The organism is Marinobacter sp. M1C, assembly GCF_023314135.1.
In the GTDB taxonomy this organism is placed as follows: domain Bacteria; phylum Pseudomonadota; class Gammaproteobacteria; order Pseudomonadales; family Oleiphilaceae; genus Marinobacter.
Genome location: NZ_CP092289.1, coordinates 87972 through 110259, shown reverse-complemented (window position 1 = coordinate 110259; position 22288 = coordinate 87972). Strand labels below are relative to the sequence as shown.

The 22288-nt window shown below is 57.2% G+C and carries 17 protein-coding genes and 1 pseudogene; 6 read left to right on the top strand and 12 right to left on the bottom strand.

The genetic code is table 11. The features are described from left to right. Positions 1-33 precede the first annotated feature (33 nt). The 3 genes from MIH19_RS00445 to MIH19_RS00435 all read right to left on the bottom strand — a co-directional run bounded on the left by MIH19_RS00445 (position 34) and on the right by MIH19_RS00435 (position 3424). Complete coding sequence (locus MIH19_RS00445) at positions 34-651, bottom strand: TRAP transporter small permease subunit (RefSeq protein ID WP_249007034.1); 618 nt, start codon at positions 649-651, stop codon at positions 34-36. Between the two features lie 76 nt (positions 652-727). Beyond that, positions 728-1813 (bottom strand): TRAP transporter substrate-binding protein, encoded by a 1086-nt coding sequence (locus tag MIH19_RS00440; RefSeq protein ID WP_249007033.1) that lies wholly within the window; start codon positions 1811-1813, stop codon positions 728-730. Between the two features lie 201 nt (positions 1814-2014). Beyond that, complete coding sequence (locus MIH19_RS00435; protein ID WP_249007032.1) at positions 2015-3424, bottom strand: sigma 54-interacting transcriptional regulator; 1410 nt, start codon at positions 3422-3424, stop codon at positions 2015-2017. Positions 3425-3633: 209 nt separating this feature from the next. Between MIH19_RS00435 and MIH19_RS00430 the strand changes: the two genes are divergently transcribed. Next, entirely contained in the window at positions 3634-4557 is a 924-nt protein-coding gene (locus tag MIH19_RS00430; RefSeq protein WP_249007031.1) for an alpha/beta hydrolase, read from the top strand. 24 nt (positions 4558-4581) lie between these two features. Here MIH19_RS00430 and MIH19_RS00425 read toward each other — a convergent pair whose 3' ends face one another. Further along, on the bottom strand, positions 4582-4941 hold the full coding sequence (locus MIH19_RS00425) for a DUF6164 family protein (RefSeq protein ID WP_249007030.1): 360 nt from the start codon (positions 4939-4941) through the stop codon (positions 4582-4584). Between the two features lie 87 nt (positions 4942-5028). On the opposite strand from MIH19_RS00425, the gene MIH19_RS00420 reads away from it, so the two are divergent. The 4 genes from MIH19_RS00420 to MIH19_RS00405 all read left to right on the top strand — a co-directional run bounded on the left by MIH19_RS00420 (position 5029) and on the right by MIH19_RS00405 (position 9595). Next, complete coding sequence (locus MIH19_RS00420) at positions 5029-6480, top strand: DUF2868 domain-containing protein (protein ID WP_249007029.1); 1452 nt, start codon at positions 5029-5031, stop codon at positions 6478-6480. Further along, entirely contained in the window at positions 6477-7916 is a 1440-nt protein-coding gene (locus tag MIH19_RS00415) for a GTPase/DUF3482 domain-containing protein (RefSeq protein ID WP_249007028.1), read from the top strand. The genes MIH19_RS00420 and MIH19_RS00415 overlap by 4 nt, the downstream gene beginning before the upstream one ends. 85 nt (positions 7917-8001) lie before the next feature. Further along, positions 8002-8397: an ectoine synthase gene (locus tag MIH19_RS00410; protein ID WP_249007027.1), complete on the top strand. Its 396-nt coding sequence runs from the start codon at positions 8002-8004 to the stop codon at positions 8395-8397. Next, a complete protein-coding gene (locus MIH19_RS00405; protein WP_249007026.1) occupies positions 8387-9595 on the top strand; it encodes an MFS transporter in 1209 nt (402 codons plus the stop codon). Before MIH19_RS00410 ends, MIH19_RS00405 begins: the two co-directional genes overlap by 11 nt. Before the next feature lie 97 nt (positions 9596-9692). On the opposite strand, the gene MIH19_RS00400 is transcribed toward MIH19_RS00405, so the two are convergent. Further along, positions 9693-10868 (bottom strand): type III PLP-dependent enzyme, encoded by a 1176-nt coding sequence (locus MIH19_RS00400; protein WP_249007025.1) that lies wholly within the window; start codon positions 10866-10868, stop codon positions 9693-9695. A 346-nt stretch (positions 10869-11214) separates the two neighbouring features. Between MIH19_RS00400 and MIH19_RS00395 the strand changes: the two are divergent. Beyond that, positions 11215-13569 (top strand): annotated as a pseudogene (locus tag MIH19_RS00395) (fatty acid cis/trans isomerase). 64 nt (positions 13570-13633) lie between these two features. Here MIH19_RS00395 and MIH19_RS00390 read toward each other — a convergent pair. From MIH19_RS00390 to MIH19_RS00360, 7 genes are all read right to left on the bottom strand, one after another. Continuing rightward, positions 13634-14452 carry a hypothetical protein gene (locus tag MIH19_RS00390; protein WP_249007024.1) on the bottom strand — a complete coding sequence of 273 codons (819 nt, stop codon included), beginning with the start codon at positions 14450-14452 and terminating at the stop codon, positions 13634-13636. A 125-nt stretch (positions 14453-14577) separates the two neighbouring features. Continuing rightward, on the bottom strand, positions 14578-17070 hold the full coding sequence (hrpB, locus tag MIH19_RS00385; RefSeq protein WP_249007023.1) for an ATP-dependent helicase HrpB: 2493 nt from the start codon (positions 17068-17070) through the stop codon (positions 14578-14580). A 475-nt stretch (positions 17071-17545) separates the two neighbouring features. Then, positions 17546-18781, bottom strand: coding sequence for a YbfB/YjiJ family MFS transporter (locus tag MIH19_RS00380; protein WP_249007022.1), 1236 nt, complete (start codon positions 18779-18781; stop codon positions 17546-17548). 64 nt (positions 18782-18845) lie between these two features. Continuing rightward, the gene (locus tag MIH19_RS00375) at positions 18846-19493 is read right to left on the bottom strand and encodes an SCO family protein (protein ID WP_249007021.1); all 648 of its coding nucleotides are present in this window, start codon (positions 19491-19493) and stop codon (positions 18846-18848) included. Positions 19494-19513: 20 nt separating this feature from the next. Next, complete coding sequence (cyoE, locus tag MIH19_RS00370) at positions 19514-20470, bottom strand: heme o synthase (RefSeq protein WP_249007020.1); 957 nt, start codon at positions 20468-20470, stop codon at positions 19514-19516. Continuing rightward, positions 20467-21612 (bottom strand): COX15/CtaA family protein, encoded by a 1146-nt coding sequence (locus tag MIH19_RS00365; protein ID WP_249009074.1) that lies wholly within the window; start codon positions 21610-21612, stop codon positions 20467-20469. Before MIH19_RS00365 ends, cyoE begins: the two co-directional genes overlap by 4 nt. Before the next feature lie 11 nt (positions 21613-21623). Continuing rightward, entirely contained in the window at positions 21624-22274 is a 651-nt protein-coding gene (locus tag MIH19_RS00360; RefSeq protein ID WP_249007019.1) for a hypothetical protein, read from the bottom strand. Positions 22275-22288 lie beyond the last annotated feature (14 nt).

The following is a 22288-nucleotide window of genomic DNA, read 5'->3' as shown; positions in this document are numbered from 1 at the left end:
TCTTGAATTAGGGGCCGGGATCAGGCTTTGAAATCAGGGGCTGGAATGGCCCGGGCTGGCGCGATCTGCGTCTGGCAATGCGGTCGCCCGCGGAAAACCAAACAGCAATGTGCTGCAACGCAAGGCGCGGGAAAACAGCGCGATCATCACCAACGCGATTCCGAGGGGTAAAATGCTTTTGAATATAAAACGATAAGGCAGGCCGCTGGGCGCCTGCGAGCGCTCCTGATAGACCCAGGCTGTCCATGCCGTGGGCACCATCGTGTGTATCATCAGATACAGAATGGGAAGCGCCAGTAGCACAATGCCTAACAGGTCAATCCAGGCCTGGGTGCGCAGTGAAAAGTGTTCGTGTAACACGTCTACCCGAACGTGATCATTACGCACAGCGGCGTAACCCAGGGTGAGCATGGTAGCGGCGCCAAACAGGTGCCAGGACATTTCTTCCAGCGCAATGGAGCCTTGCGCCAACACATAGCGCGAAAACACGCTGGTTAGAATAACGCCCATCACCACCAGCCAGAGATAGGAAGCTAGCCGGCCAACCGCCACTACCAGCCTATCCAGACGTACAGACAGGGCATTGAAAGGTAATTCCTTACGAATAGGCAGGGCTGATCCAGCTTCCCCGGGTACATTGGGTTGCGTCACGGTCACCTCGGTGTTTGCAGAGTCAGAACATAGCGGCGGGCAACCATGTTGTTGCCCGCCGGTTTACACCTGGAGCTCAGTCGTAATTATAGAAATCACGGGCCAGGTAGCCCTTGTTGTGCCAGATGGAGTGGTGTTCCATGAAGTTACGTTGACTGGTTAGCACACGGTTAAACATGTCGTCTCCCGCAGCAATTTCATCCAGCACTTCATTGGTCACTTTTTGCAGCTCACGCAGGACGGGCTCTGGCAGAGTGATGGCGTTTACGCCTTCTTTTTGGTAATCACGCAAGGCGGTCGGTTGTGCCCATTCGCTTTCGGCAAAGCCGGTAAGGGTAGCCGAACGACAACCCATTTCGATCAGCGCGCGGGTTTCCGGCTTTAGACCTTTCCAGGTGTCCATATTCACCAACAGATGCGACGTGGTCAGAGTCTGGTGCCAGCCAGGCATGATGTAATTCTTGATCACCTGGTCCAGGCCTAGCATCTTGTCGATGGCCGGCTGGGAAAATTCCGAAGCATCAATAATCTTACGCTCTAGAGCTTGGTAGATCTCGCCACCAGGAACCATGGTCACCGAGGCGCCCAGCTTTTCCAGAACCTTACCACCGATACCGGCAAAGCGGATTTTCAGGCCGTTGAAGTCTTCCAGAGATTCAATCGGCTTGGCAAACCAGCCGGCGCCTTCAGGCCCGATGATGCTGCACAGCATGGGGTGAATGTTGCGCTCGGCGTAGATTTCTTCCAGCAGTTCGCGGCCGTCGCCCTGGTAGTACCAAGCCAGATAAGCAGGCGGCTCCATGTTAAAAGGTGCACCGGAATATAACGGCAGGGCCGGAATGGTGCCCTGGTCGTAGCCAACCCAGGTATAACCGGCGGGGTACTTGCCGTTGCTAACGGCGTCCATGATTTCAAACGGCGGTACCAGCTCGCCGGGCTCGTAGTAGCGCAACTGGACATCACCACTGGTGACTTCTTTGAGGGTTTCCGACAGGTACTTCACCGGCGTGGTCAGGCCGATCAGATGGGATGGAAACGCCAAAGGCACCTGCCAACGCACTTTTTCGGCGGCCAGAGCCTGACTACTGACCAGTGAGCCGGAAATAACGGCCGCGACAGCAACACCATAACTGAGGGAAGACAGCTTTTGCTTGATAGACATACTCAGATTCCTTTTATTTTTGTCTTTTATTCTTCGTGCCAAGCCGCTCTAGCACTCCCCGTGCCAGATAAATAAAAATCATATTATTCAATATGTTACTATTTATTTAGACAAACAGATACTTAAAGTGTCCGAAAAAAACAACAGTTTTAAGGATTTCTTGTACGTAGTTGTTCGGATAACCATACAGGCGTCCGGAATTCAGGACATCTTGCCCAACTTGTCGTACAGCACGGAGCGGGAAATGCCCAGAAGTCGTGCCGCTTTACTGCGGTTGCCCGCGCTTGCCACGAGCGCCTGTTCAATAGCGCGGGCTTCGGCGGCGGCCAATGTCTGTGCCAAGGGCTGTACAGGCTGCGCGGCCAGGTGTGCCGCCACGGGCATTACGCTGCGCGGCAGCATCTTGCCGATCGCTACCGCATCCAGAACACCCGCTTCGCCCATGGTCAGTGCACGCTCCAGTACGTTACGCAATTCGCGGATATTGCCAGGCCAGTCGTAGCCCGCCAACACGCCAAGAGCAGCATCCGTCATTTCGCTCTGGTGTTCCTGACCGCGGCAGATATCTTCCAACAACGCTTCACACAATACGCCGAGGTCTGCTAGCCGATGGCGCAATGGTGGAATCGGAATTTCGAACACGTTTAAACGGTAGTAAAGATCCGATCGGAAGACGCCTTCGGCAATCATGGCGACAAGATCACGGCTCGTTGCGGCGATCACGCGAACGTCTATAGAGCTGACCTTGTTTGAGCCCAACGGCTCTACTTCCCCCTCCTGCAAGGCTCGCAACAGCTTGGCTTGCAATGCCAGCGGCATATCACCTACTTCGTCCAGAAAAAGAGTGCCACCGTCGGCGTGCTGGAACTTGCCTTCACGCAGCTTGCGATCGGCGCCTGTAAAGGCCCCGGGTGCTACACCAAAAAACTCGGCCTCCAGTAGATTATCGGGAATGGCCGCTACGTTAACGCCTACAAACGGTTTCCCGGCGCGGTCAGAGGCGGCGTGAATCGCCTGGGCCAGAACCTCCTTGCCGGTGCCGGTTTCGCCCAGCAACAATACCGGCATTTCGCGCCCCGCGGCCAGGCGGGCACGACGTTTCACCTCCAGCGCACCCGGGCTGGCGCCGACAAAATCACCTAGGCTGTAGCGGGTAGTTCGGGCATTTTGAGCCAGCGCCTTGCGTGCGGCGGCCAAATCTTGATGTAAGCGACGGTACTTGCTGACCAGAGGTGTCAGTGGCTGAAGATCGTCGTAAAGCACAAAGGCAATCACACCAACAATCTCGTCGGCATCGTCAAAAAATGGCAAGCGCGTCACCACCAGCTGCTGTTTTTGGTGCTCCATAATATCCAGCAACAACGGCTTTCCGGACTCCAGCACTTCAGGCATACGCGTCTGAGGAATCAACTGCCGTACCGGATGGCCAACAGCACTGGCTGGATCGCCCAGGCCCATAAGCTCGGAATAGCTGCTGTTGATCCAGGTAATACGGGCGCTTCGGTCTATGGCAATCGCGCCAGCGCTGGCTTGTTCAAACATCGGAATCAGGGCTTCTATCAGCTCCCTCGTCAGACCGCTTTTGTTCTTGCATCTAAACGGTTGTGTCATTGAGCAGGTACCGCCGGGGTTCGTGTCGTGCGTGGTGAAAACTCGGGTGCCAAATGCACTGAAGGATTATATGGCCGCCTTTCGCGGGGAGCAAACTGACCCGATGGTGCCTGCACAATGGCCTATTACACTGAAATAACGTATTAAACAAAGTATCGGGCCATGGCTCGCACCAGATTGACTATTTTACGGAAAGGAGTTTTTACGCCATGCCTCACGCCGCCAGTTATCCCGGAAAAATACTGGGTGCATCCATTTTCCTGCTAACGGCACTGGCTTCACTGCCAGGCTGTAGCCATTACTCCAGCGTGGAAAACCTGATCGGACCAGAGCCGAAAACCACCGAATATGACGTGGTGGAAGGTTTGGTATACACCCCCGAAAACTGGCCTCAGGCGTTAAGCGGCGATTTATATTTGCCCCAACAAAGTGGCCTTAGCCCGGTGGTATTGATGGTGCACGGGGGCGGTTGGAACAGCCGTTCGCCAGCGGATATGGTTTGGATTGCTGAAGAACTCGCCGGCCACGGCTTTGCGGTGTTCAATATTGCTTACCGGTTTGCCCCCGAATTCACTTTTCCCGCCCAGTTGCATGACCTGCAGGTAGCCCGTCAGTGGCTGGCCACTAATGGCTCGCGCTACGGTCTGGATACCCAGCGGGTCAGCGGTTTCGGGTTTTCATCCGGTGCGCACCTGATTGCGCTACTGGCTGTGGTTGCCAGCAGTGACAGCAATCTTAATCAGCCTTACGGCGGCGCAAACACACGGCTTCAAGCGGTGGTCGCCGGCGGCATACCAGCGGACTTGACCAGCTTTGATTCGGGCAAGTTGCTGTTTCAGTTTCTGGGTGCCGACAAACAGCAAATACCCGAAACCTATCGCATTGCTTCGCCCATCACTCACATAACCCCGCAAACACCCCCGTTTTTTCTGTTCCACGGAGGCATGGATTCACTGGTACCGTTTTCCCAGGCTGAAAGTTTTCATCAGGCTTTATTGGCCAACGGCGTCAGCAGCGGCTTGCTAAAGCTGCATTTGCGTGGCCACATCACCAGCTTTCTAACCGGGGGCAATGCGGTAGAACAGGGTCTGCGTTTTTTAACGCGCCAGCAGATGCCCAGAGCCAGCCAATGACGTGTTCAACCTCTCTATTAAGCATTAACCCATTCGCAAGTAGGGCAGCAAGCTAACGCCTACAATCACCCCTAACGCAATAATGGCTACCAGCATGCGCAGTGGGTGTCGCCGCAGCATACTGCCATAGCCGGCTTCGCCACGTGCAACACGTTGCTGCCATTCCAACTGCTGCTGGCTTTGGCGTTGTCGCTGGTAGCCTGCAAGTAATTGTCGCGCCCGCTCGGCTTCGTCGTCATCGTGCACCCAGAAACCGCCCATACTGATGCCCCAAAAACTGGGCGGCGTTTCGTAATAGCGAACGTGTTCGTGCTCGAACAGATCACGAATGTCGTCTGCTTCGTCGTCGGGCACGTGACGTAAATTCATCAAATGGTGGGGCATGGAACCTCGTTGGGGTTGGTCGATGGCGGCCTTGGCTATATCCTAGCACCAAAGCAGGAAGCGCCGAATTCACCAACGGGTTATTCCATGGTAAAGCAGTCAGCGGCAAAGCCGTTAATAACCAAGACGTCCATCAACAAACAGCCTCTTCGCCTGTTAATGGATTTCGACGCCCAAATTCAGCGGGATTCCCAGCAAGCATCAGGCTTTATTCATCGCCGCGACCGCAAGTTTGCGCTGAACTGCGAAGAGCACAACAGCCCAAGTGACCCAGCACACTGGCTGGCCTGGCTCGGGCGTTTTGACAACAGCAGCGGGCAAATGGCAGACGCCGGCCATGCCACAGAGCAACGCTGGCGGCAGATTAACAGCGGCTTTATTGCGCTGGGCGCGGTGCTGGGTATTGTCACCATGGCCGGCCTATTGTTTTACGACGGTGGCCAGCGCATTAACGTTACCGTGATTATTGGTTTTGTGGCTCTGCAACTACTGTTGGCGCTGCTGACCAGCCTGCAGTCGGTGATGGGCTGGCAACCCTGGCGACCACTGCTGAACCGCTTTATGCCTGCTCCCCGCCCGGCCTTGCAGCCACTGCAGCCCGCTCTTATGGCGCGGGCTGCCCAGGGCGGCGGGCTCAGTTTTGCGGTGACGGCTTTACTGACCCTATTAGCGATGGTGGTGATTCAAGACCTGGCGTTCGGTTGGAGCACCACCCTGAATACCGCCGCCAGCGGTTATCACCAACTTACCAGCGCCCTGGCTACCCCTTGGGCATGGTTGTGGCCAGCTGCGGTACCAGATCTGGCACTGGTGGAAGCCACCCGGTTTTTTCGCGCCGGCACAAACACCTTGCTCACACCGGCACGCTGGGGCCAGTGGTGGCCGTTTATCAGCATGCTGTGGTTGGTATGGGTTGTGTTGCCACGCCTGCTGCTGCGCCTGTTAGCAAGCGCACTGGTGCATTGGCGTGCGCGCAAATTGTTGCTGCGCCACCCGGGGCTGAACGCCCTGCGCGAACGCATGGCAACACCGGTGCTGGATACCGGCGCCGGACATAATGACGCAAACGACCTGCCCAACACGCGGCACAATACCCTGTTGCAGCCGCTTCCGGAAAAAGCTCTGCTGCTGAGCTGGGCCGGCGCGGGCACCGTCACTGACAAACAAACACTGCCTGCGGCTCTGGCCGCTATTTGCCCAGGCCCGGCGCTCAATGTTGGCGGCCTGGCCAGCCTCAGCCAAGATCAGCAGGCAATTGCCCAGCTGTCTGTCAACAGCGATGCAGTCACCGCCCTTATGCTGGTGAGTAGCTGGGAGCCGCCCACGGGAGAGCTGCTGGACTTTTTGACCAGCGCGCGCCAGAGCTGGCCTGCCGGCAGCCGAGTTTATTTGCTGCCATTGGCGGCCGAAACCCGGGAGCCACCCACAACTGCTACAAACCGCCAGCTACAACCTTGGTTACGTTTTGCAGAACGCTGCCCGCCAGGTTTTGTTACAGTCGGAGATATCGCTATTAGCACAGGATTGTCGCCCTCATGAGCCAGGCTCCGGTATTTGCAGTGGTGGGCCACCCTAACAAAGGCAAATCCTCGATCGTGGCGACGCTGTCTCAAAATGACGCCATCGCCATTGCCCTGGAACCTGGTACCACCCGCCGCAGCCACGCCTACCCGTTACAGGTAGACGGCCAAGTGCTTTACACCTTGGTGGACACCCCGGGCTTTCAACGCCCGCGACGGGTACTGGAGTGGCTGGAAGCCCACAGCGTTTCAGCATCAGACCGAGCTGCCACGGTAGCCGCGTTTGTTACCCAGCATCGCGGTAATTCGCAGTTCAGCGACGAATGCGAACTATTGGCGCCATTAATCGAGGGCGCCGGCATTATTTACGTGGTGGACGGTTCGGTGCCATACAGCCCTCAGCACGAAGCAGAGATGACCATATTACGCTGGACCGGGCGCCCCAGCCTGGCACTGATCAACAGCATTGGTGACGAAGACTACGGCGACACCTGGCAGGCTGCACTGGGGCAATTCTTTCAGGTTGTACGCAAGTTCGATGCAGTTCGCGCACCGTTCGAGCAACATCTAAGCCTTTTAAAAGCTTTCGGCCAGCTCGAACCCGCCTGGGAAAAACCCCTGGAAACCGCGACCGGATTTCTGGACCGGCAGCGCCAGCAACGCAGGCAACACGCCGCCACGCTGATTGCGCAAACCCTGCAGCAGATGATGGGTTACCGCCACAGCCGCAGTTTGGCGGAAGATCTGGCTGCCAGTGCCTCCAGCCAGAACAAAGACGCCCTTGCCTCCGAGCTTCGCAAGAACTGGTATCAGCATCAGCGCCAGCGTGAACAGCAACTGCGGGGCGATATCCAGCAGCTTTATCAACACGGCCAGCTGCAGCGCCAGGAAGCCGAGCTGGAATGGCAAAGTGAACACGACCTGTTTTCCGAAGACAGTCGCCAGCTCTGGGGCGTGAACAAAGGCTACCTGGCGGGGGCCGGTTTCGGTGCTGGTGCTATCGGGGGTATTGGTATTGATGCCCTAACATTAGGTGCGTCATTTGGCACCGGAGCCCTGATCGGCGGCATAATCGGCGCCGCTGGCAGTTATTTTTACGGCGACCGCCTACCATTGCCTACACTGAAGATAGGCCCCCTGCGCGACGGTGTAAAAACCGCCAGCTTCGGCCCGGTGCCAGACACCCAGTTTGGCTACGTGGTGTTTGGCAGGGCGCTGAATCACTGGTGGCATGTAAGCCACCGAAACCATGCTGGCCGGGCGCCGCTCGCGCTTGGTACCACCGACAGCCACTGGCTGGAAGGCTTGTCAAAACCGGATCGCAACATCTTGCATCGGGCTCTGGAAAAAGCCCGCAAAGGTAAGGCCGCAGACTCTAGTGATCAGCACAAACTGGGGCAGGTGATTATCCACGCTATGAAGGCATACAACGACTGGGAGTTGAAAAGTATATGACAGGGGTGTTTATACTATAGGGCTATTCCATAACAGCGCGCTCCGATAAGTACCCGGCCGCGCTACTCTAACGTGAGGAATACTAATGAAAATTGTACGAGTTAAGGACATTATTGGCACCGAACGCGAAGTCAGCGCCCAGCAATGGACCAGCCGTCGTTTGCTGCTAAAAAAAGACGGTATGGGCTTCTCATTCCATGAAACCATCATCAAAGCCGGCTCCGAACATACATTCTGGTACAAGCATCACCTGGAAGCGGTTTATTGCGTAGCTGGCAATGGTTCCATCACCGACGTTGCCACCGGTGAAAACCACAAAATTACTGATGGCACACTTTACGCTTTAGACAAGCACGACAAGCACATCCTGTTTGGTGGAACCGAAGACATGCGCCTGATCTGCGCCTTCAACCCGCCGGTCACCGGACAAGAAGTACACGACGAAGACGGTGCCTACCTGCCGGATACCAGTGAAGACTAACTCGACACCCGCTGCTGTTGAACACAGCAGCACCTTACCGCCACCGGCAGTTACCCTGCTTCCGGTGGCGGTTTTACTTTGGCTGGCCGGTGCCTACCTGCGCATACCCATTCTGGTTGCGCCACCTTTAGCACCGTACATTGCCGACGAACTGTCGCTGTCGCAAACTCTGACCGGCGCATTGACTACCTTACCTATTCTGATGCTGGCCATCGGCGCCATGCCCGGTTCCCTGGCTATTTCCCGCATCGGCCCGCGCAATACCCTGGCGCTGGCCATTCTAATCATGACCATAGGCTCTGCCGCCCGTGGCCTGGCGCCGGACACCACTTTATTAATGGTTGCAGGTGCCGTTATGGGCTTGGGTATTGCCATGATGCAACCGGCACTGCCGGCGCTGCTGCCGCGTTGGCTGGCACCCCACCATATGGCCATGGGCGCGGCAATTTACATGAACGGCATGCTGATGGGTGAATTCATCGGCGCAGGGATAACCCTACCGGTGGTTATGCCGCTGGTAGGCGAGAGCTGGCGCGCCACCTTGATTGCCTGGTCGCTGCCCGCTCTGCTGGTGGCGGCAGCGCTGTTTTTGCCCAAGCGCGATCTGGCTCGGCCCACCCGCAAAGTGGCCTGGCTGCCAGATTGGAGTAATCCGCTGACGCTGCGGATTGGCCTGCTGCTGGGCGTATCCAGCTCGTTGTTTTTCGGTTTCAACGCGTATATGAGCAACCTGCTGGAGCAGCGCGGTGAACTGGACCAGCTGACCGATGCCCTATTCTGGTACAACTTTGCGCAAGTGATAGCGTCTATTCTAATGCTGAAAATGGCGCGTTTTTGGGTGGGGCGCAAAAGCCCTCTGATACTGATGTTGATTCTGAGCCTGCTAGGGGCTGGCGGCGCTGTGCTAATGCCGGGCTGGCTCGGCATTCTGAGTGCTACGTTTATGAGTTTCACCGCCGGGCTTCTGCTGATCTTGATGGTGGCCGTGCCGCCATTGTTGGTATCCTCGGCCGAAACCGGGCGCCTGTCAGCAGGTAACTTTCTGGTGGGCTACACCGTGGCCTTTGTGGTGCCAATGATCGGCGGTTTGGTGTCAGACGCCAGTGGCGACATCCGCCACGCCTTCTGGGTGATGATCGCCTACGGCGTTCTGGTACTGCCCATCGCGTTCAACCTGAAGCTGGAGCGCAGCTCATAAAAAACGGGGCCTGTCTGGCCCCGTTTTTGTAATGCGACCTTGTCGTCTGAAATCTGTCAGCCGGGCAGCTGTTCTTGCCCGACTAAATCACCCGTCTTTAAATGTAGTAATCTTTCAGCGGCGGAAAGCCGTTGAACCCCACCGCGCTGTAGGTGGTGGTGTAGGCGCCGGTCGAGAACCAGTACATCCGGTCACCAATCGCCAGACTCAGCGGCAGCGGATACTTGTGGTCTTCATACATGATGTCGGCACTGTCGCAAGTTGGCCCGGCAATCACGCAATCTTCACCTTCGCCGTCTTTTTCAGTCCAGATCGGAAACTTGATAGCCTCGTCCAGAGTTTCAATCAGTCCGGAAAACTTGCCCACGTCTGTATACACCCAGCGGTGCATGGCAGTGCTGGATTTCCGGGAAATCAGCACCACCTCGCTCACCAGTACACCGGCGTTAGAAATCAGCGAACGGCCCGGCTCAATAATAATCTCCGGCAATTCGTCGCCAAAGTCTTCGCGCAGAAAACGACCAATTTCCTCTGCGTACACTTTCACGTCATTGGCGCGGGTAATGTAATTGGCAGGGAAACCACCCCCCATATTGATCATTTTCAGTTCAATACCGTCTTCTTCCTTCAAACGCTCGAAAATCACCTTTACTGTGCCCAGCGCTGCATCCCAGGCGCCAATTTCACGCTGCTGCGAGCCCACGTGGAACGACACACCGTAGGGTACCAGACCCAGGTCACGAGCCAGAATCAGCAGGTCCATGGCCATATCTTGCTGGCAGCCAAATTTACGGGACAACGGCCAGTCGGCGGTTAACGTGCCTTCAGTCAAAATCCGCACGTAGATTTTTGAGCCCGGTGCAGCCTCGGCAATATTGCGCAGATCCGCTTCCGAATCGGTGGCAAACATGCGCACGCCTTTCTCGTAAAATGTGCGTACATCTTTGGCTTTTTTGATGGTATTGCCAAAACTGATGCGTTCAGCAGTCACACCCAGCGCCATTACCTGTTCCAGCTCGTACACCGAAGCGATGTCAAAGCTGGCACCTTTATCGCGCAGCAGAGTCAGTACCTGCGGAGCCGGATTGGCTTTTACCGCGTAATAAACCTGTGCATAAGGGAAACCCTCAACCAGTTCGTCATAGTGATAATCGATAGTGGCGGTATCAATCACTACAAACGGTGTTTCTTTACCTTCGGCAAACTGCCGAATGCGGTTGAACGTGCTTTCGGTGTAGTAGTCGGTAATACGGGCGTTGGATAACTCGGTCATGGGTGGTGTGTCCCTCCACAGGGTATTCAGTAGAAAAAAGGCTCTGCGCCTTGGCGGCAGAGCCCGTTGATTAGCGCGATCATCGGGCTTTTTTTAAGGTCCGCATATCAGCATATCTACACATAAAACAGACCTTGCGAGAATCGCACTGTTGTACAAAATAGTCAAAATGCCAGCCGCCGGCAGCATCTTCCAGCGGCGCCGGCGTGGCACAGCGCCGTTGAACCCTTTATAATTTAAACCCTACAATGAAAACCCGCCGTTAAACATCGTTTAAATGACCTCTAAACACTGTGTCAAACAGTCTTTTAAACACTCTTCAGAATCCATCAGACAGGAATTACCAATGGTGCGATTGCTGGCCGCCGGGCTTACCTTTTTATTGTTACTGGCAGGCTGCGCCGATAACTCCATTCCGCCCAGTGGCAAGCAAGCCCTGCCAACGCCCACCCAGCAACCGGTCAGTTTTAACAACGATGTAAGGCCGATTCTGGAAACCAAATGCCTGGCCTGCCACAGCTGCTTTGACGCACCCTGCCAGCTGAAAATGGAGTATTCCGACGGCCTGATTCGCGGCGCCAATCCAAACCCGGTCTATAACGGCGCACGCCTGGAAAACCAAGCACCCACACGCCTGGGTATAGACGCCCAAAACGAGCAGGAATGACGTGATCTGGGCTTCTATTCAGTGCTGGCCCGCGGCGAGCAAACCGCCAGCCTGTTTGAAAACATGATTCGCCTGGGCAAGCAGTATGAGTTTGCTCCCAACAGCAAATTGCCAGATGACATAGAACTGGGCCTGGCCCGCACAAACCAATGCACCAGCAACGGCGATTTCGGTGACTACGCTGACGATCACCCCTATGAAGGTATGCCTCTGGGCATGACCAGTCTGAGTGATGACGAATACGCCACCCTTGCCGGCTGGCTGCAACAGGGCGGCGCCATCAGCCCGCTGATTACCGAAATCAACGCCGCCGAGCAAAAGCAGATCCAACGCTGGGAAAACTGGCTCAATGCCGATGATAAACACCAGCAGCTCATCACCCGCTGGATGTACGAGCATCTTTATCTGGCGCATTTATATTTTGAGGATGCAGGCCGCGACACCCGTTTTTTTGAACTGGTGCGTTCGTATACGGCCCCGGGCGAGCCTATCGACATCATCGCCACCCGCCGGCCCAACGATGCGCCAGACGGTCCGCTTTACTACCGTTTGCAACCCATAGGCGGCAGCATTGTGCACAAACGCCATATCACCTTTGCCTTCGGCGATGAGCTGTTGGCACGCAGCCGCGAACTGTTTGAAAGCGGCGACTGGCAGGTAAAAGCGCTACCCGGTTACAGCGCCGCTGACCGCGCCAATCCGTTTACCACTTTCGCGGCCATTCCTGCCAAAGCCCGCTACCAGTTCATGCTGGATAACGCCGAGTACTTCACCCGCACGTTTATTCGCGGACCGGTGTGTCGTGGCCAGGTTGCCACCGATGTGATTCGCGACCAATTCTGGACAGTGTTTCAGGATCCCGAACACGATTTATTCATCACCAATCCGGAGTACCGTGACGCGGTTACGCCGCTGCTGGCACTGCCGGGGCAAGACAGCGCCCTGCTAGACATGGGCGACAACTGGAGCCACTACAAAGACAAGCGCAACCGTTATCATGAACAACGCAATGTGGCTTACCAAATGCTTTACCCGGCGGGCGCGTCCCTTGACCACATCTGGGACGGCGACGGCGATAACACCAACGCCCTGCTGACCATTTTTCGCCACCACGACAACGCCTCGGTACAACGTGGGCTGATCGGCCAGGTACCGCTAACCAGCTGGTGGATGGACTACCCGCTGTTTGAACGTACCTATTACGAACTGGCGGTGAACTTTGACGTGTTTGGCAGCGTAGCCCATCAGGCCCAGACCCGCCTGTATTTCGACCTGATCCGCAACGGCGGCGAACAGAATTATCTGCGGTTAATACCCCCCGGTGAACGTAACCGGGTTCTGGAAAGCTGGTATCAGGGGGCGGGCTCGCTGAAGCTGAGTTACAGCTACGCCAAAATGGATGACACCATTCCAACACAAGTGCCCTTTGCCACAGGCGCCTTCAACGCCGAACTGGGCGCGCGTTTGCTGCTGAAGTTCAGCGACCTGAACGCTGAACGTAACGACCCCATTAATCGCTGTGGCGCTAGCGAATGCGGCCGGGATGATAAACCCGACTGGATTCGTCAGTCTGACCAAATTCTGTCGGAGCTGGCCGCCACCCGAGCAGAATTCCTGCCGGGGCTGCGCTATCTTCCCGAAGTGACCTTTCTGCGAGTGTATAACGAACAGGGCGAACGCACCCTGTACACACTGATCCGCGACCGCGACCACACCAGCGTGGCCTTTCTGTTCGCTGAAGACTGGCGCTACCAGCCAAAGAACGACAAACTCACCATTTACCCGGGCCAGATTGGCAGCTACCCGAATTTCATGTTTGACGTACCGGCATCCCAGCTGGCGCTGTTCAAAAATCGTCTGAAGACCCTGAAACTGGATCAGCAAGGGCGCTTTGACCGGGTAGTAGATGCTTGGGGCGTGCGCCGTACCCATCCTCGATTCTGGGAGCTTCTACACGACGTTACCGAGTGGCAGCGGGAACACAAGCCCTTACAAGCAGGTGTTTTAGACATCAACCGCTACAAAAACCTGTAGCAGCAATTCTTAGCGCAATAGGCACGGGCGCCGAGCGGCACCTGCGCAGTGACTGCGCTACGATTCAAACCGCCACTGGCCATACCGGATCGGGCATCATCGGCTCTTCCGGGTTACGGGGCTCGTTGCACTGGTGCAGGTACGCCAATATCGCGTCCTGCAAATCAGTGCCCTGACCCAAACCCTGATTACCAAACAGGCGATTGAATTCCAGTACAAAGGGGTAACCTTCCACCAGCGCAATATCAAACCCGGCGTGGTCTACCTCCAGCTCCCGCGCCAAGCGTAGGGCCAGATCAGTCACCACCGCCGGCACCGGGCTGTAATCGATACGCCCGCCGCGAGCCACGTTGTTGTAAAAACCCTGGTCCGCCTGAGTGCGCCAGTACGCGGTGACGACTTTGTCGCCCACTATCACCACCCGTGCGTCTCGCTCCAAGGGAAGATATTCCTGGGCATAGAGCACGTCGGTACGGTCGCAGTAGCGCTGCCAATCGGCCCGGTTTTCAATCAGCCACACACCTTCGCCCATGCTCGCTTTTGGCAGCTTGGCGACAAAGGGCAAGGCCATGTCCTGCCATATCTGTTCACGCTCCTGTGGGCCATTGGCGGCAATCAACGTCCAAGGCGTGTGCTCAGGTGCAACAGCCTGAAACGCCCGGGTCATTTCCACCTTGTCGTGGCCAATGCGGTAGCTGGCAATACTGGGAAACACCCGACATTTCAGGCCATGCACCAGAGCGTTCAGCTGCCAATACTCCGGAAACAGTACCCAGTCTGCGTCGCGCAGCAATTCTTTATGGCGCAAAAACTGATCCGGCTTGAGTACGGTGGTATCGGGAAAACCAAGAGTGCGGAAAATATCAAACGAGACACAGTGCATGAGGGTTTCACACAGGTTGAAATGCTCGAATTTTAAGCGTTTTTTACCCGCTGGCAAGCACTATCGGTATAGGTAATTTGACGCTCAGGCTGGTCGGCCAGCAAATAACCAAATGCGATCAAGCGCTAAGCTTTACGTTTCACGCCCTGCTGAGCCACGGCGGTCAGCGGATCTTCCGGCCAAGGATGTTTGGGGTAGCGCCCACGAGTGTCTTTGCGCACCTGTGGATACACATTGGTCCAGAAGCTGGCCAGATCCGCCGTGACCGCCAGCGGCCGCTGAGCAGGCGATAACAGGTGTATTAACACCGGCACCTGACCACCGGCGACGGTGGGCGTGCGCGTCCAGCCAAACAGCGCCTGCAACTTGGCCGCCAGCACCGGGCCGTTTTCCGCGGTGTAATCAAGCGTCACCAAACTACCGGTTGGAATCGTCAACGCAGTCGGCGCCAACTCGTTCAGGCGTTGCTGCTCGGCGTAATTCAGCAAGCCGTTCAGTGCGCCGTGCACATTCAGCTTTTGCAGTTCGGCCCAACGGCTCAGGCCCATCAGGTAGGGCGCCAGCCAGTGCTCCAGCGAATCCATCAGCGCTGTGTCACTGACATCCGGCCAGTCTTCGGGGAAATGCAATGCCAGCAGCTCGACCCGCGCTTGCCACTGCCTGGCGCCGGCGGTCCAGGGCAGGCTATCCAGCCCTTTGCGCCGCACCGCGGCCAGTAAGCCCTGCTGCATCAGTTCTGCAGGCGGTTTCGCCAGCGGTTTTTCGGCCAGCAGCAAGGCACCCAAGCGGCGCACCTGGCGCGCAACCACGGTGCCGCGCCGATCATCCCACTCGGCTTCGTCACGTTGCTGAATGTGCGCGGCAAGGTCACTTTCCAGAGTTGCCAAATCCACCGGCGCCGCCAGGTAAATTTGCGCTTCGCGGGCCTTACCGTCCAGATCCGCCGCCACCAGCCAGTCGTAACGGGCCAGGGCATCGTCGTCGCGCAGCAGCGCACCCTTTCCATTACTAAGCTGGTAACGGGGCGCATCACCGGGCCGGCGGCGGGCTATACGGTCCGGATAAGCCAGCGCCAGCAAACGCCCCACCTCTGTCGCAGTGGGCGCCACCGAAGAGGCATGGTGTGCCGATGACGTTGCGGGTTCCAGGCGCCTGGCCTGCTTTCGGACCGCCTGAATGCGCGCCGGATCCACCCGTGCGTGGCCACGCTCACCATGCAGTACCCACACGCGCTCGTGCATGTCGGCGCCAGCACCCGGCCCCAGCAGATCCCGGTCTTCCAGCAGTGCCGCTAATTCTGACGCCAAGGAACCTAGCCCCAATGAACGGCCCAGCAGTACCATGTGCGCCAACCGCGGGTGAACGCCCAGTGCCCGCGCCGCCTTACCGTGGCTAGTAATGGCGCAGTCTTCGCCCAGCATATCCAGCAATTGCAGCAATTCAACCGCCTGCTGCCAATGCGCCGCCGGCGGCGGCTCAACCCACTGCAGCTGATCGGGCGACCGCGCGCCCCACTGGGCCAACTCCAAAACCAGCGGCGCCAGATCCGCTTCGCGAATCTCCGGCGGGGTAAAATCTGCCAGACCATACTGCTCAGACTCGCTCCACAGGCGATAGCACACCCCGGGCTGGGTTCGCCCGGCGCGGCCTTTACGTTGCTCTGCCGACGCTTTTGATAGACGGCCTGTCACCAACCGCGTCATGCCACTTCCGGGATCAAACACCGCCCGCCGCTGCTGACCGCTATCAACCACCACCCGCACGCCTTCAATGGTTAAACTGGTCTCGGCAATCGCCGTGGCCAGCACCACCTTGCGGGTGCCCTCAGCTGCCGGAGCAATCGCACGATCCTGCTCCGCCGCCTGCAAATTGCCAAACAATGGCGCAATCACCACATCCGACGCCACCTGCCCCGCCAGTGCTTGCGCCACCCTCCGGATTTCACCCGCGCCAGGCAAAAACACCAGCACCGAGCCCGGCTGCTGAGCCAAGGCCTCAAGCACCACCCCCGTCACTTGCTCCACCATACGCGGCGGGCGTTGCGGCGACGCGGCAGGCCGATACAAAACTTCCACTGGAAACGCCCGCCCTTCGCTACTCAGAACCGGTACATCGCCCAGAAAACGGGCAATGGGCGCCGTATCCAGCGTGGCCGACATCACCAACACCCTCAAGTCCTCCCGCAGCACCTGCTGGGATTCTCGCACCAGAGCCAGCCCCAGGTCGGCCTGTAACGAACGCTCGTGAAACTCATCAAACAGCACCGCAGCATAGTCTTCCAGCAGCGGGTCGCTCTGAATCAAACGGGTAAGAATGCCCTCGGTCACCACTTCAATCACGGTAGCCGCCGACACCCGGGTATCCAGGCGCGTGCGATAGCCCACCGTCTGCCCGGCTTGCTCTCCCAACTGCCCGGCCATATACCGCGCCGCCGAACGAGCCGCCAGCCGCCGCGGTTCCAACATTAAAATCCGCCGCCCCTGACGCCAGGGTGCATCCAGCAACGCCAGCGGCACACGGGTGGTTTTGCCAGCGCCCGGTGGCGCCTGCAGCAAAGCAGTGGTATTGGTTTCCAAGGTTTGTTTTAGCTGGGGGAGGATGTGTTCTATTGGGGGCACGTTGCTTCGGCTTTTTAGTTGAGTTCGGTTCGCTGGGCTGGGCTGGGCTTAGTCTGCCGAATTGGGAGTTGGCGCGGGAGCAAATTTGAATTTTAGGCCGGAAAAGAACTCGCTGCGCTCAGACACCTTTGTCCGGCCAAAAATTCAAATTCACCCCCACACCCTGCGGAACCCGGTGATAAGCCGAAAGCTTAGCATGACGAGACTTCGGTTAATTCGGTAAAGAATTGCCTGAATCAGTAGGCTTGATCACCAGCCGCTAACGATTACTATGAGCTATGAGCTATGAGCCAAAAACCACTTTAGTCTTTTCCATAACGATATCGACTTTGTTACATAGAGCGGGGTGGTGGGGAATTTTTTTCGCCGGAAATGGGTGTCTGAGCGCAGCGAGTTCCATTTCCAAGAAAAAACATTCCCCGCCGCCGCGATCAATCCACCGCAACCAACAGGCTACGCTCTACCGGCAAAAACCTCACACCGCACGAGAATGCCACTCATTAGGCCGCGGCACGAAAAACAGAAACACAAGTCCAAATGCCAGCGCCCCTACCCCTATACCGAATGCCGACGCCAGAGTGCCACCGGCATCCAGCCACTGTTTGGTCAACCAGGGGCCAACCATTTGGGTAAAGCCATACAAGGCCACCATCGCCGCAGACAGGCGTGGCCCCTGGTGCGGATGCAGTGCTCGTCCAATGCGCTGGGTCAGCAATACCGTACCAAGGAAAGTAACGCCCACCAGGATGGCACATAGAATCAACCCCAGTGCACCCGGAATCACCACCGCCGCGAGAACACCCGCCAACTGAATGGCGAAGTTAATCTTCAGCGCCAAAATATCGCCGATAACCGCACCCAGACGGTTCCAGATCCACGGTGCCGGAATGGTGCACAATGCCACCAGCAACCAGCTGCCGTCCTGTAACCAATGACCCGGTTGCAGCTCGACATTGGCCAGCAGCGGCAGAAACGTCATCGGCAGAATATAACCCAGGCCAGCGCCGGCGTAAGCCACGAACAGTGGCGTACTTGCACGGTCGAACAGCCGGGTGCTGAGAGCTTCACCGATATTGTTGATAGCCACCGGTGGATGCATCGGCACATCTAGCTGCATCAGCTTCCAGGTGCCCCAGGCCGCCAGCGGAACAGAGATAATAGCCGCCGGCCACCAGCGTTCCGGGCCTTCCAGCCAGTCCGCTGTGCCGCTGACCACACCTGCGGACAGCAGCAGGCCAAAACCCACGCCAAAATACACCAGCCCGCTAAGGCTTGCTCGGTTACGCAACACCAGCCACTCCAGAATAAGCGCTGGTGCCTGCACAAACACCACACCATTGGCAACGCCGTTAAGCCAGCGGGTCGTGGAAATAGCCGTCAGATCGGTTTCAACCGCCACCAGCAAACTGGTGACAATGTGCACCACTACGGCCAGCGGCAAAATACGGCGAATATGGTCAATGCGGTGCCAGCGGATGGCCAGTACGGCACCCATCAGATAGCCCATATAATTCCAGGTGGCCACGGCCGCACCGTCTGCCGCGGAAAACAGGCCGTCATTCACCAAATACGGTAAAAGTGGCGTGTACATGAAGCGCCCAAGGGCGTGCACCACTAGAAGAAGCACCGCACCGGCGGCCAGTGCGGTAAAAAGTTCGCGAGGAGTAGCCGGCGACGAGTGAAGCGCGGAAGGGGCCGTTTTTTGAGTCATGTGAGTTACTTGTGATTATAAAAAACGTTGAAGCAGGACTGAATTAATAAGCAGAGCTGTTTGTCTAACGCCGGCGATCTGCCCAGCGGTAGATCTGCTCGAAGCCATCGGCTAGTTGCTGCGGTTTATGGGGCGGCTGAATAAGCGCCACCACTTCGGCCGAGGGGCCGATCAGTGCAAAATGGCCGCTGTGATCCACCAGTAAACCATCCTCTGTCTCACGCTGCACAAACACCGCTCCCAAACTGGTCGCCAGGGCGCGGGTTATGTCTATATCACCACTGTAACCGTGGAAATTTTCACCAAAGAAGCCAGTATAATTTTTTAGAACTTCAGGCGTGTCGTGTTCTGGGTCGGCACTGATCAGCAGGTAACGGGGCTGGGGCAAGGTCGCAGGCAGCAACTTGTTGGTCTGGCGCAGGGCCGCCATGGCTACCGGACAGATGTCCGGACAGTTGGTGTAGCCTACAAAAGCAAAGGTCCAATGGCCGCGGAGATTTTCACGGGTAACGGTCTGGCCGTTTTCATCGGTGAGTTCAAATTCAATCACTGGCCGCGGCTGCTCGTACACATAGATATTGGCGCTGGCCAAGTCCGGTGGCTGTTCGACCGGTGCTGGCTCCGCCAGCTGATACCGCGCTATCGAAAGGCCGAATACAGCCACCACCGCCAGTACCAGCAGGATTAACGTTTTGCGAATCTGGCGGGTCATCGGGGCTCCATATTTAAGCGTCAGATAAAGGCGTAGTGATCAACCAGTAACACGACAAACAGTGCCATCAAATAGGTGATGGAATATTTGAAGGTGTCCAGCGCTACGCGCCGATCGTCATCGCGCAGCAAGCGTATCGCATACTGCAAAAAGCGCGAGCCAAGCACAAGGGCGCCGACCAGATAAATCATACCGGACATTCCAGTCACAAACGGTAGTAGGCTAACCGCAAGCAGAATAATAGTGTACAGCAGGATGTGCAGTTCCGTGTAGTAATTACCGTGGGTCACCGGCAGCATGGGGATGCGGGCCTTGGCGTACTCTTCCTTACGGTGAATCGCCAATGCCCAGAAATGTGGTGGTGTCCAGGCGAAAATAATCAGCACCAGTAGCAGCGCGTGGCCGTCTACCTGCCCGGTTACCGCGGTCCAACCCAGCAGCGGCGGCATGGCGCCGGCTAGCCCGCCAATCACAATATTCTGCGGCGTGGCCCGTTTCAGAAACAGCGTATACACGCCGGCGTAACCCACCAGCGACGCTAATGTCAGCCAAGCTGTCAGGCTGTTCACCAACAACATCAATATTGCCATGCCGCTCAGCGCCAATACGCCTGCGAATAACAGTCCTTCAGCAGCAGAAATCCGCCCTGTGGCTACCGGACGCTTGTGAGTACGCGCCATAACAATGTCCACTTTCTGGTCCACCACGTGGTTAATCACCGCAGCCGCTCCGGCCAGTAACGCAATGCCAGCGTTGCCAAACACCAGAACCTGCAAAGACGGCAGACCGGAAACCGCCAGCAGCATGCCAATGACCGACGTGAGAATCATCATCGCGACGACTTTGGGCTTGGTCAGCTCCAGATAGTCACGCCAGTGCGCAGCGGTATGGTTACCTGCCGAATTGCCCAAAGAGTTGTCGACGGGGTTGCCAATAGCGTTGGTCGGTACCGGCAAGACGTTCGCTTGCTCACTCATGCCGTTATCTCCTGATGCTTTCCTGAGTTCATCAAATTGTTTTTATTGCCTTTAACACCCGAAAGCGGTGCCGGCAAGCCCTGGGACAACTGACGTTGATGCCAGATCAGCTGGATCACGCTAAGTAACAACAACGCACCGGTGGCGTTATGGGCCACGGCGACCGCCAACGGAATGTAGAGAATCACATTAGCCAGGCCCAGCGCAATCTGTGCCAGCAGAACAACCGCTACCACAGCTACTGACTGACCTAGGCCATTGCGCCGGCGCCGGGCCCACAGCAGCGCCAGTAGCACGCTGAAATAAACCAGCACAACAGCGGCGCCCAGGCGATGGCTGACATGAATAGCCACCCGTCCATCAGCGTTAAGCTGGCCTCCCAGATAATTGGGCCCAACGTGCTGGGTTATGTCAAAGCCGTGGGCAAAATCCATTCCCTGCGGCCACCACTGGCCACCGCAGGTGGGTAAATCAGTACAGGCCACGGCGGCGTAGTTGGCGGCTGTCCAAGCACCCAACGCAATCTGCATAATCACCAGCAGCAACCCACCATAAAGCCAGGGGCGAAGCCGCGAGCCCGAACGGGCAGACTTCAACACGGCTGTTTGCGCCGACCCACCCCGAACACGGCTGCGTAGTCTTAACACCAGCAGCGCTAGCAAACTCAGGGTGGTAAAGCCTCCTAGCAAATGCAAAGCCACCACCTGGGGCCACAATTTCAGGGTGACGGTCCACATGCCAAACGCGCCTTGCAGCACAATAAAACCGGCTATAAACAGGGGCAGCTTTACTGGGACATTCAGTTTGCGCTGGCGTACCGCGTATGCGGCCAGTGTAAACACCAGAATACCCAGTGTTCCGGCAGCATAGCGGTGAATCATCTCGGGCCAGCCCTTGGCCACATCCACCGGCGTTTCCGGAAAGCGCGCGTTAGCAATGGCAATGCTGCTTTCGCCTTGCGGTACCGTCAGAAAACCGTAGCAACCAGGCCAGTCCGGGCACCCCAGGCCGGCGTGTACCAGCCGGGTCCAGGCGCCAAGCATGATCACTACCACGGCCAGTCCCACGGCCAGTACTGCCAGCCGCAACATCAGGCGGTATATCTTTATGGATTCGGCATTCCCGGCGTAATTCTTCGTCATCATCACCCGCCTTAGCCGATTCGCGAAATTTTCAGCAGATGTTTCAGGTCGTCCAAAACATCACCCCCCGGCACGCTTGCCGGGTAGCGCATCATGATATTGCCTAACGGGTCTACCAGCAGCAGTTGTGGCGCCTGGGAGGGCTCCACGCCGGGCGGCCATACGGGAGTTTGTGCCGGCAATGGCGTAAAACGCTCCATACGCTCAAAGTCTGCCGGCCAGCGCTGGGCCAGAGCCGGTGGCAGGCTTGTCAGGGCCGCGCCACGGCTGACCCGTGTGGCGTATTTACCAAGCGCAATGTTGGTTTGGCGGGTGGTGTACAGCAGTTGTTGGCAAACCTCGGTGCAGTTGTCGGCCACCACCAGCAGCAACCACGTGGCGCTGGTTTGCGTGGGGCCGAAACGGGCTGCCAACGGCGTGCCCTGCGCGGTTTGCAACTGCAAACTGCTGAGCGGAACAAGGGGCGTCACCAGAGCACCGTTGTTGGTGTGCTCAGCCGGATTGAGCCAGCCGCCATAGAACATCGCGCTGGCCAGAATAATCGGGCCAAAACCCACCGCCATAAGTAGCAGCGCCATGCGACGCCCTTTGCGTATTTGCTTCGGACTCATGGGCTTGGGCGAAGCTGTCTGGGAAGTCTGCTGGGCCACCGTTGTTGTCATTATTGGCTCCTGAA

Excerpts from the sequence above, each read along its gene's own strand:
- MIH19_RS00430 (WP_249007031.1), top strand. The coding sequence starts at position 3,634 with ATGCCTCACGCCGCCAGTTATCCCGGAAAAATACTGGGTGCATCCATT.
- MIH19_RS00360 (WP_249007019.1), bottom strand. The coding sequence starts at position 22,274 with ATGACAACAACGGTGGCCCAGCAGACTTCCCAGACAGCTTCGCCCAAG.
- MIH19_RS00415 (WP_249007028.1), top strand. The coding sequence starts at position 6,477 with ATGAGCCAGGCTCCGGTATTTGCAGTGGTGGGCCACCCTAACAAAGGC.
- MIH19_RS00380 (WP_249007022.1), bottom strand. The coding sequence starts at position 18,781 with ATGACTCAAAAAACGGCCCCTTCCGCGCTTCACTCGTCGCCGGCTACT.
- MIH19_RS00400 (WP_249007025.1), bottom strand. The coding sequence starts at position 10,868 with ATGACCGAGTTATCCAACGCCCGTATTACCGACTACTACACCGAAAGC.
- MIH19_RS00410 (WP_249007027.1), top strand. The coding sequence starts at position 8,002 with ATGAAAATTGTACGAGTTAAGGACATTATTGGCACCGAACGCGAAGTC.
- MIH19_RS00440 (WP_249007033.1), bottom strand. The coding sequence starts at position 1,813 with ATGTCTATCAAGCAAAAGCTGTCTTCCCTCAGTTATGGTGTTGCTGTC.
- cyoE (WP_249007020.1), bottom strand. The coding sequence starts at position 20,470 with ATGAGTGAGCAAGCGAACGTCTTGCCGGTACCGACCAACGCTATTGGC.
- MIH19_RS00435 (WP_249007032.1), bottom strand. The coding sequence starts at position 3,424 with ATGACACAACCGTTTAGATGCAAGAACAAAAGCGGTCTGACGAGGGAG.
- MIH19_RS00375 (WP_249007021.1), bottom strand. The coding sequence starts at position 19,493 with ATGACCCGCCAGATTCGCAAAACGTTAATCCTGCTGGTACTGGCGGTG.
- MIH19_RS00390 (WP_249007024.1), bottom strand. The coding sequence starts at position 14,452 with ATGCACTGTGTCTCGTTTGATATTTTCCGCACTCTTGGTTTTCCCGAT.
- MIH19_RS00420 (WP_249007029.1), top strand. The coding sequence starts at position 5,029 with ATGGTAAAGCAGTCAGCGGCAAAGCCGTTAATAACCAAGACGTCCATC.
- MIH19_RS00425 (WP_249007030.1), bottom strand. The coding sequence starts at position 4,941 with ATGCCCCACCATTTGATGAATTTACGTCACGTGCCCGACGACGAAGCA.
- MIH19_RS00365 (WP_249009074.1), bottom strand. The coding sequence starts at position 21,612 with ATGACGAAGAATTACGCCGGGAATGCCGAATCCATAAAGATATACCGC.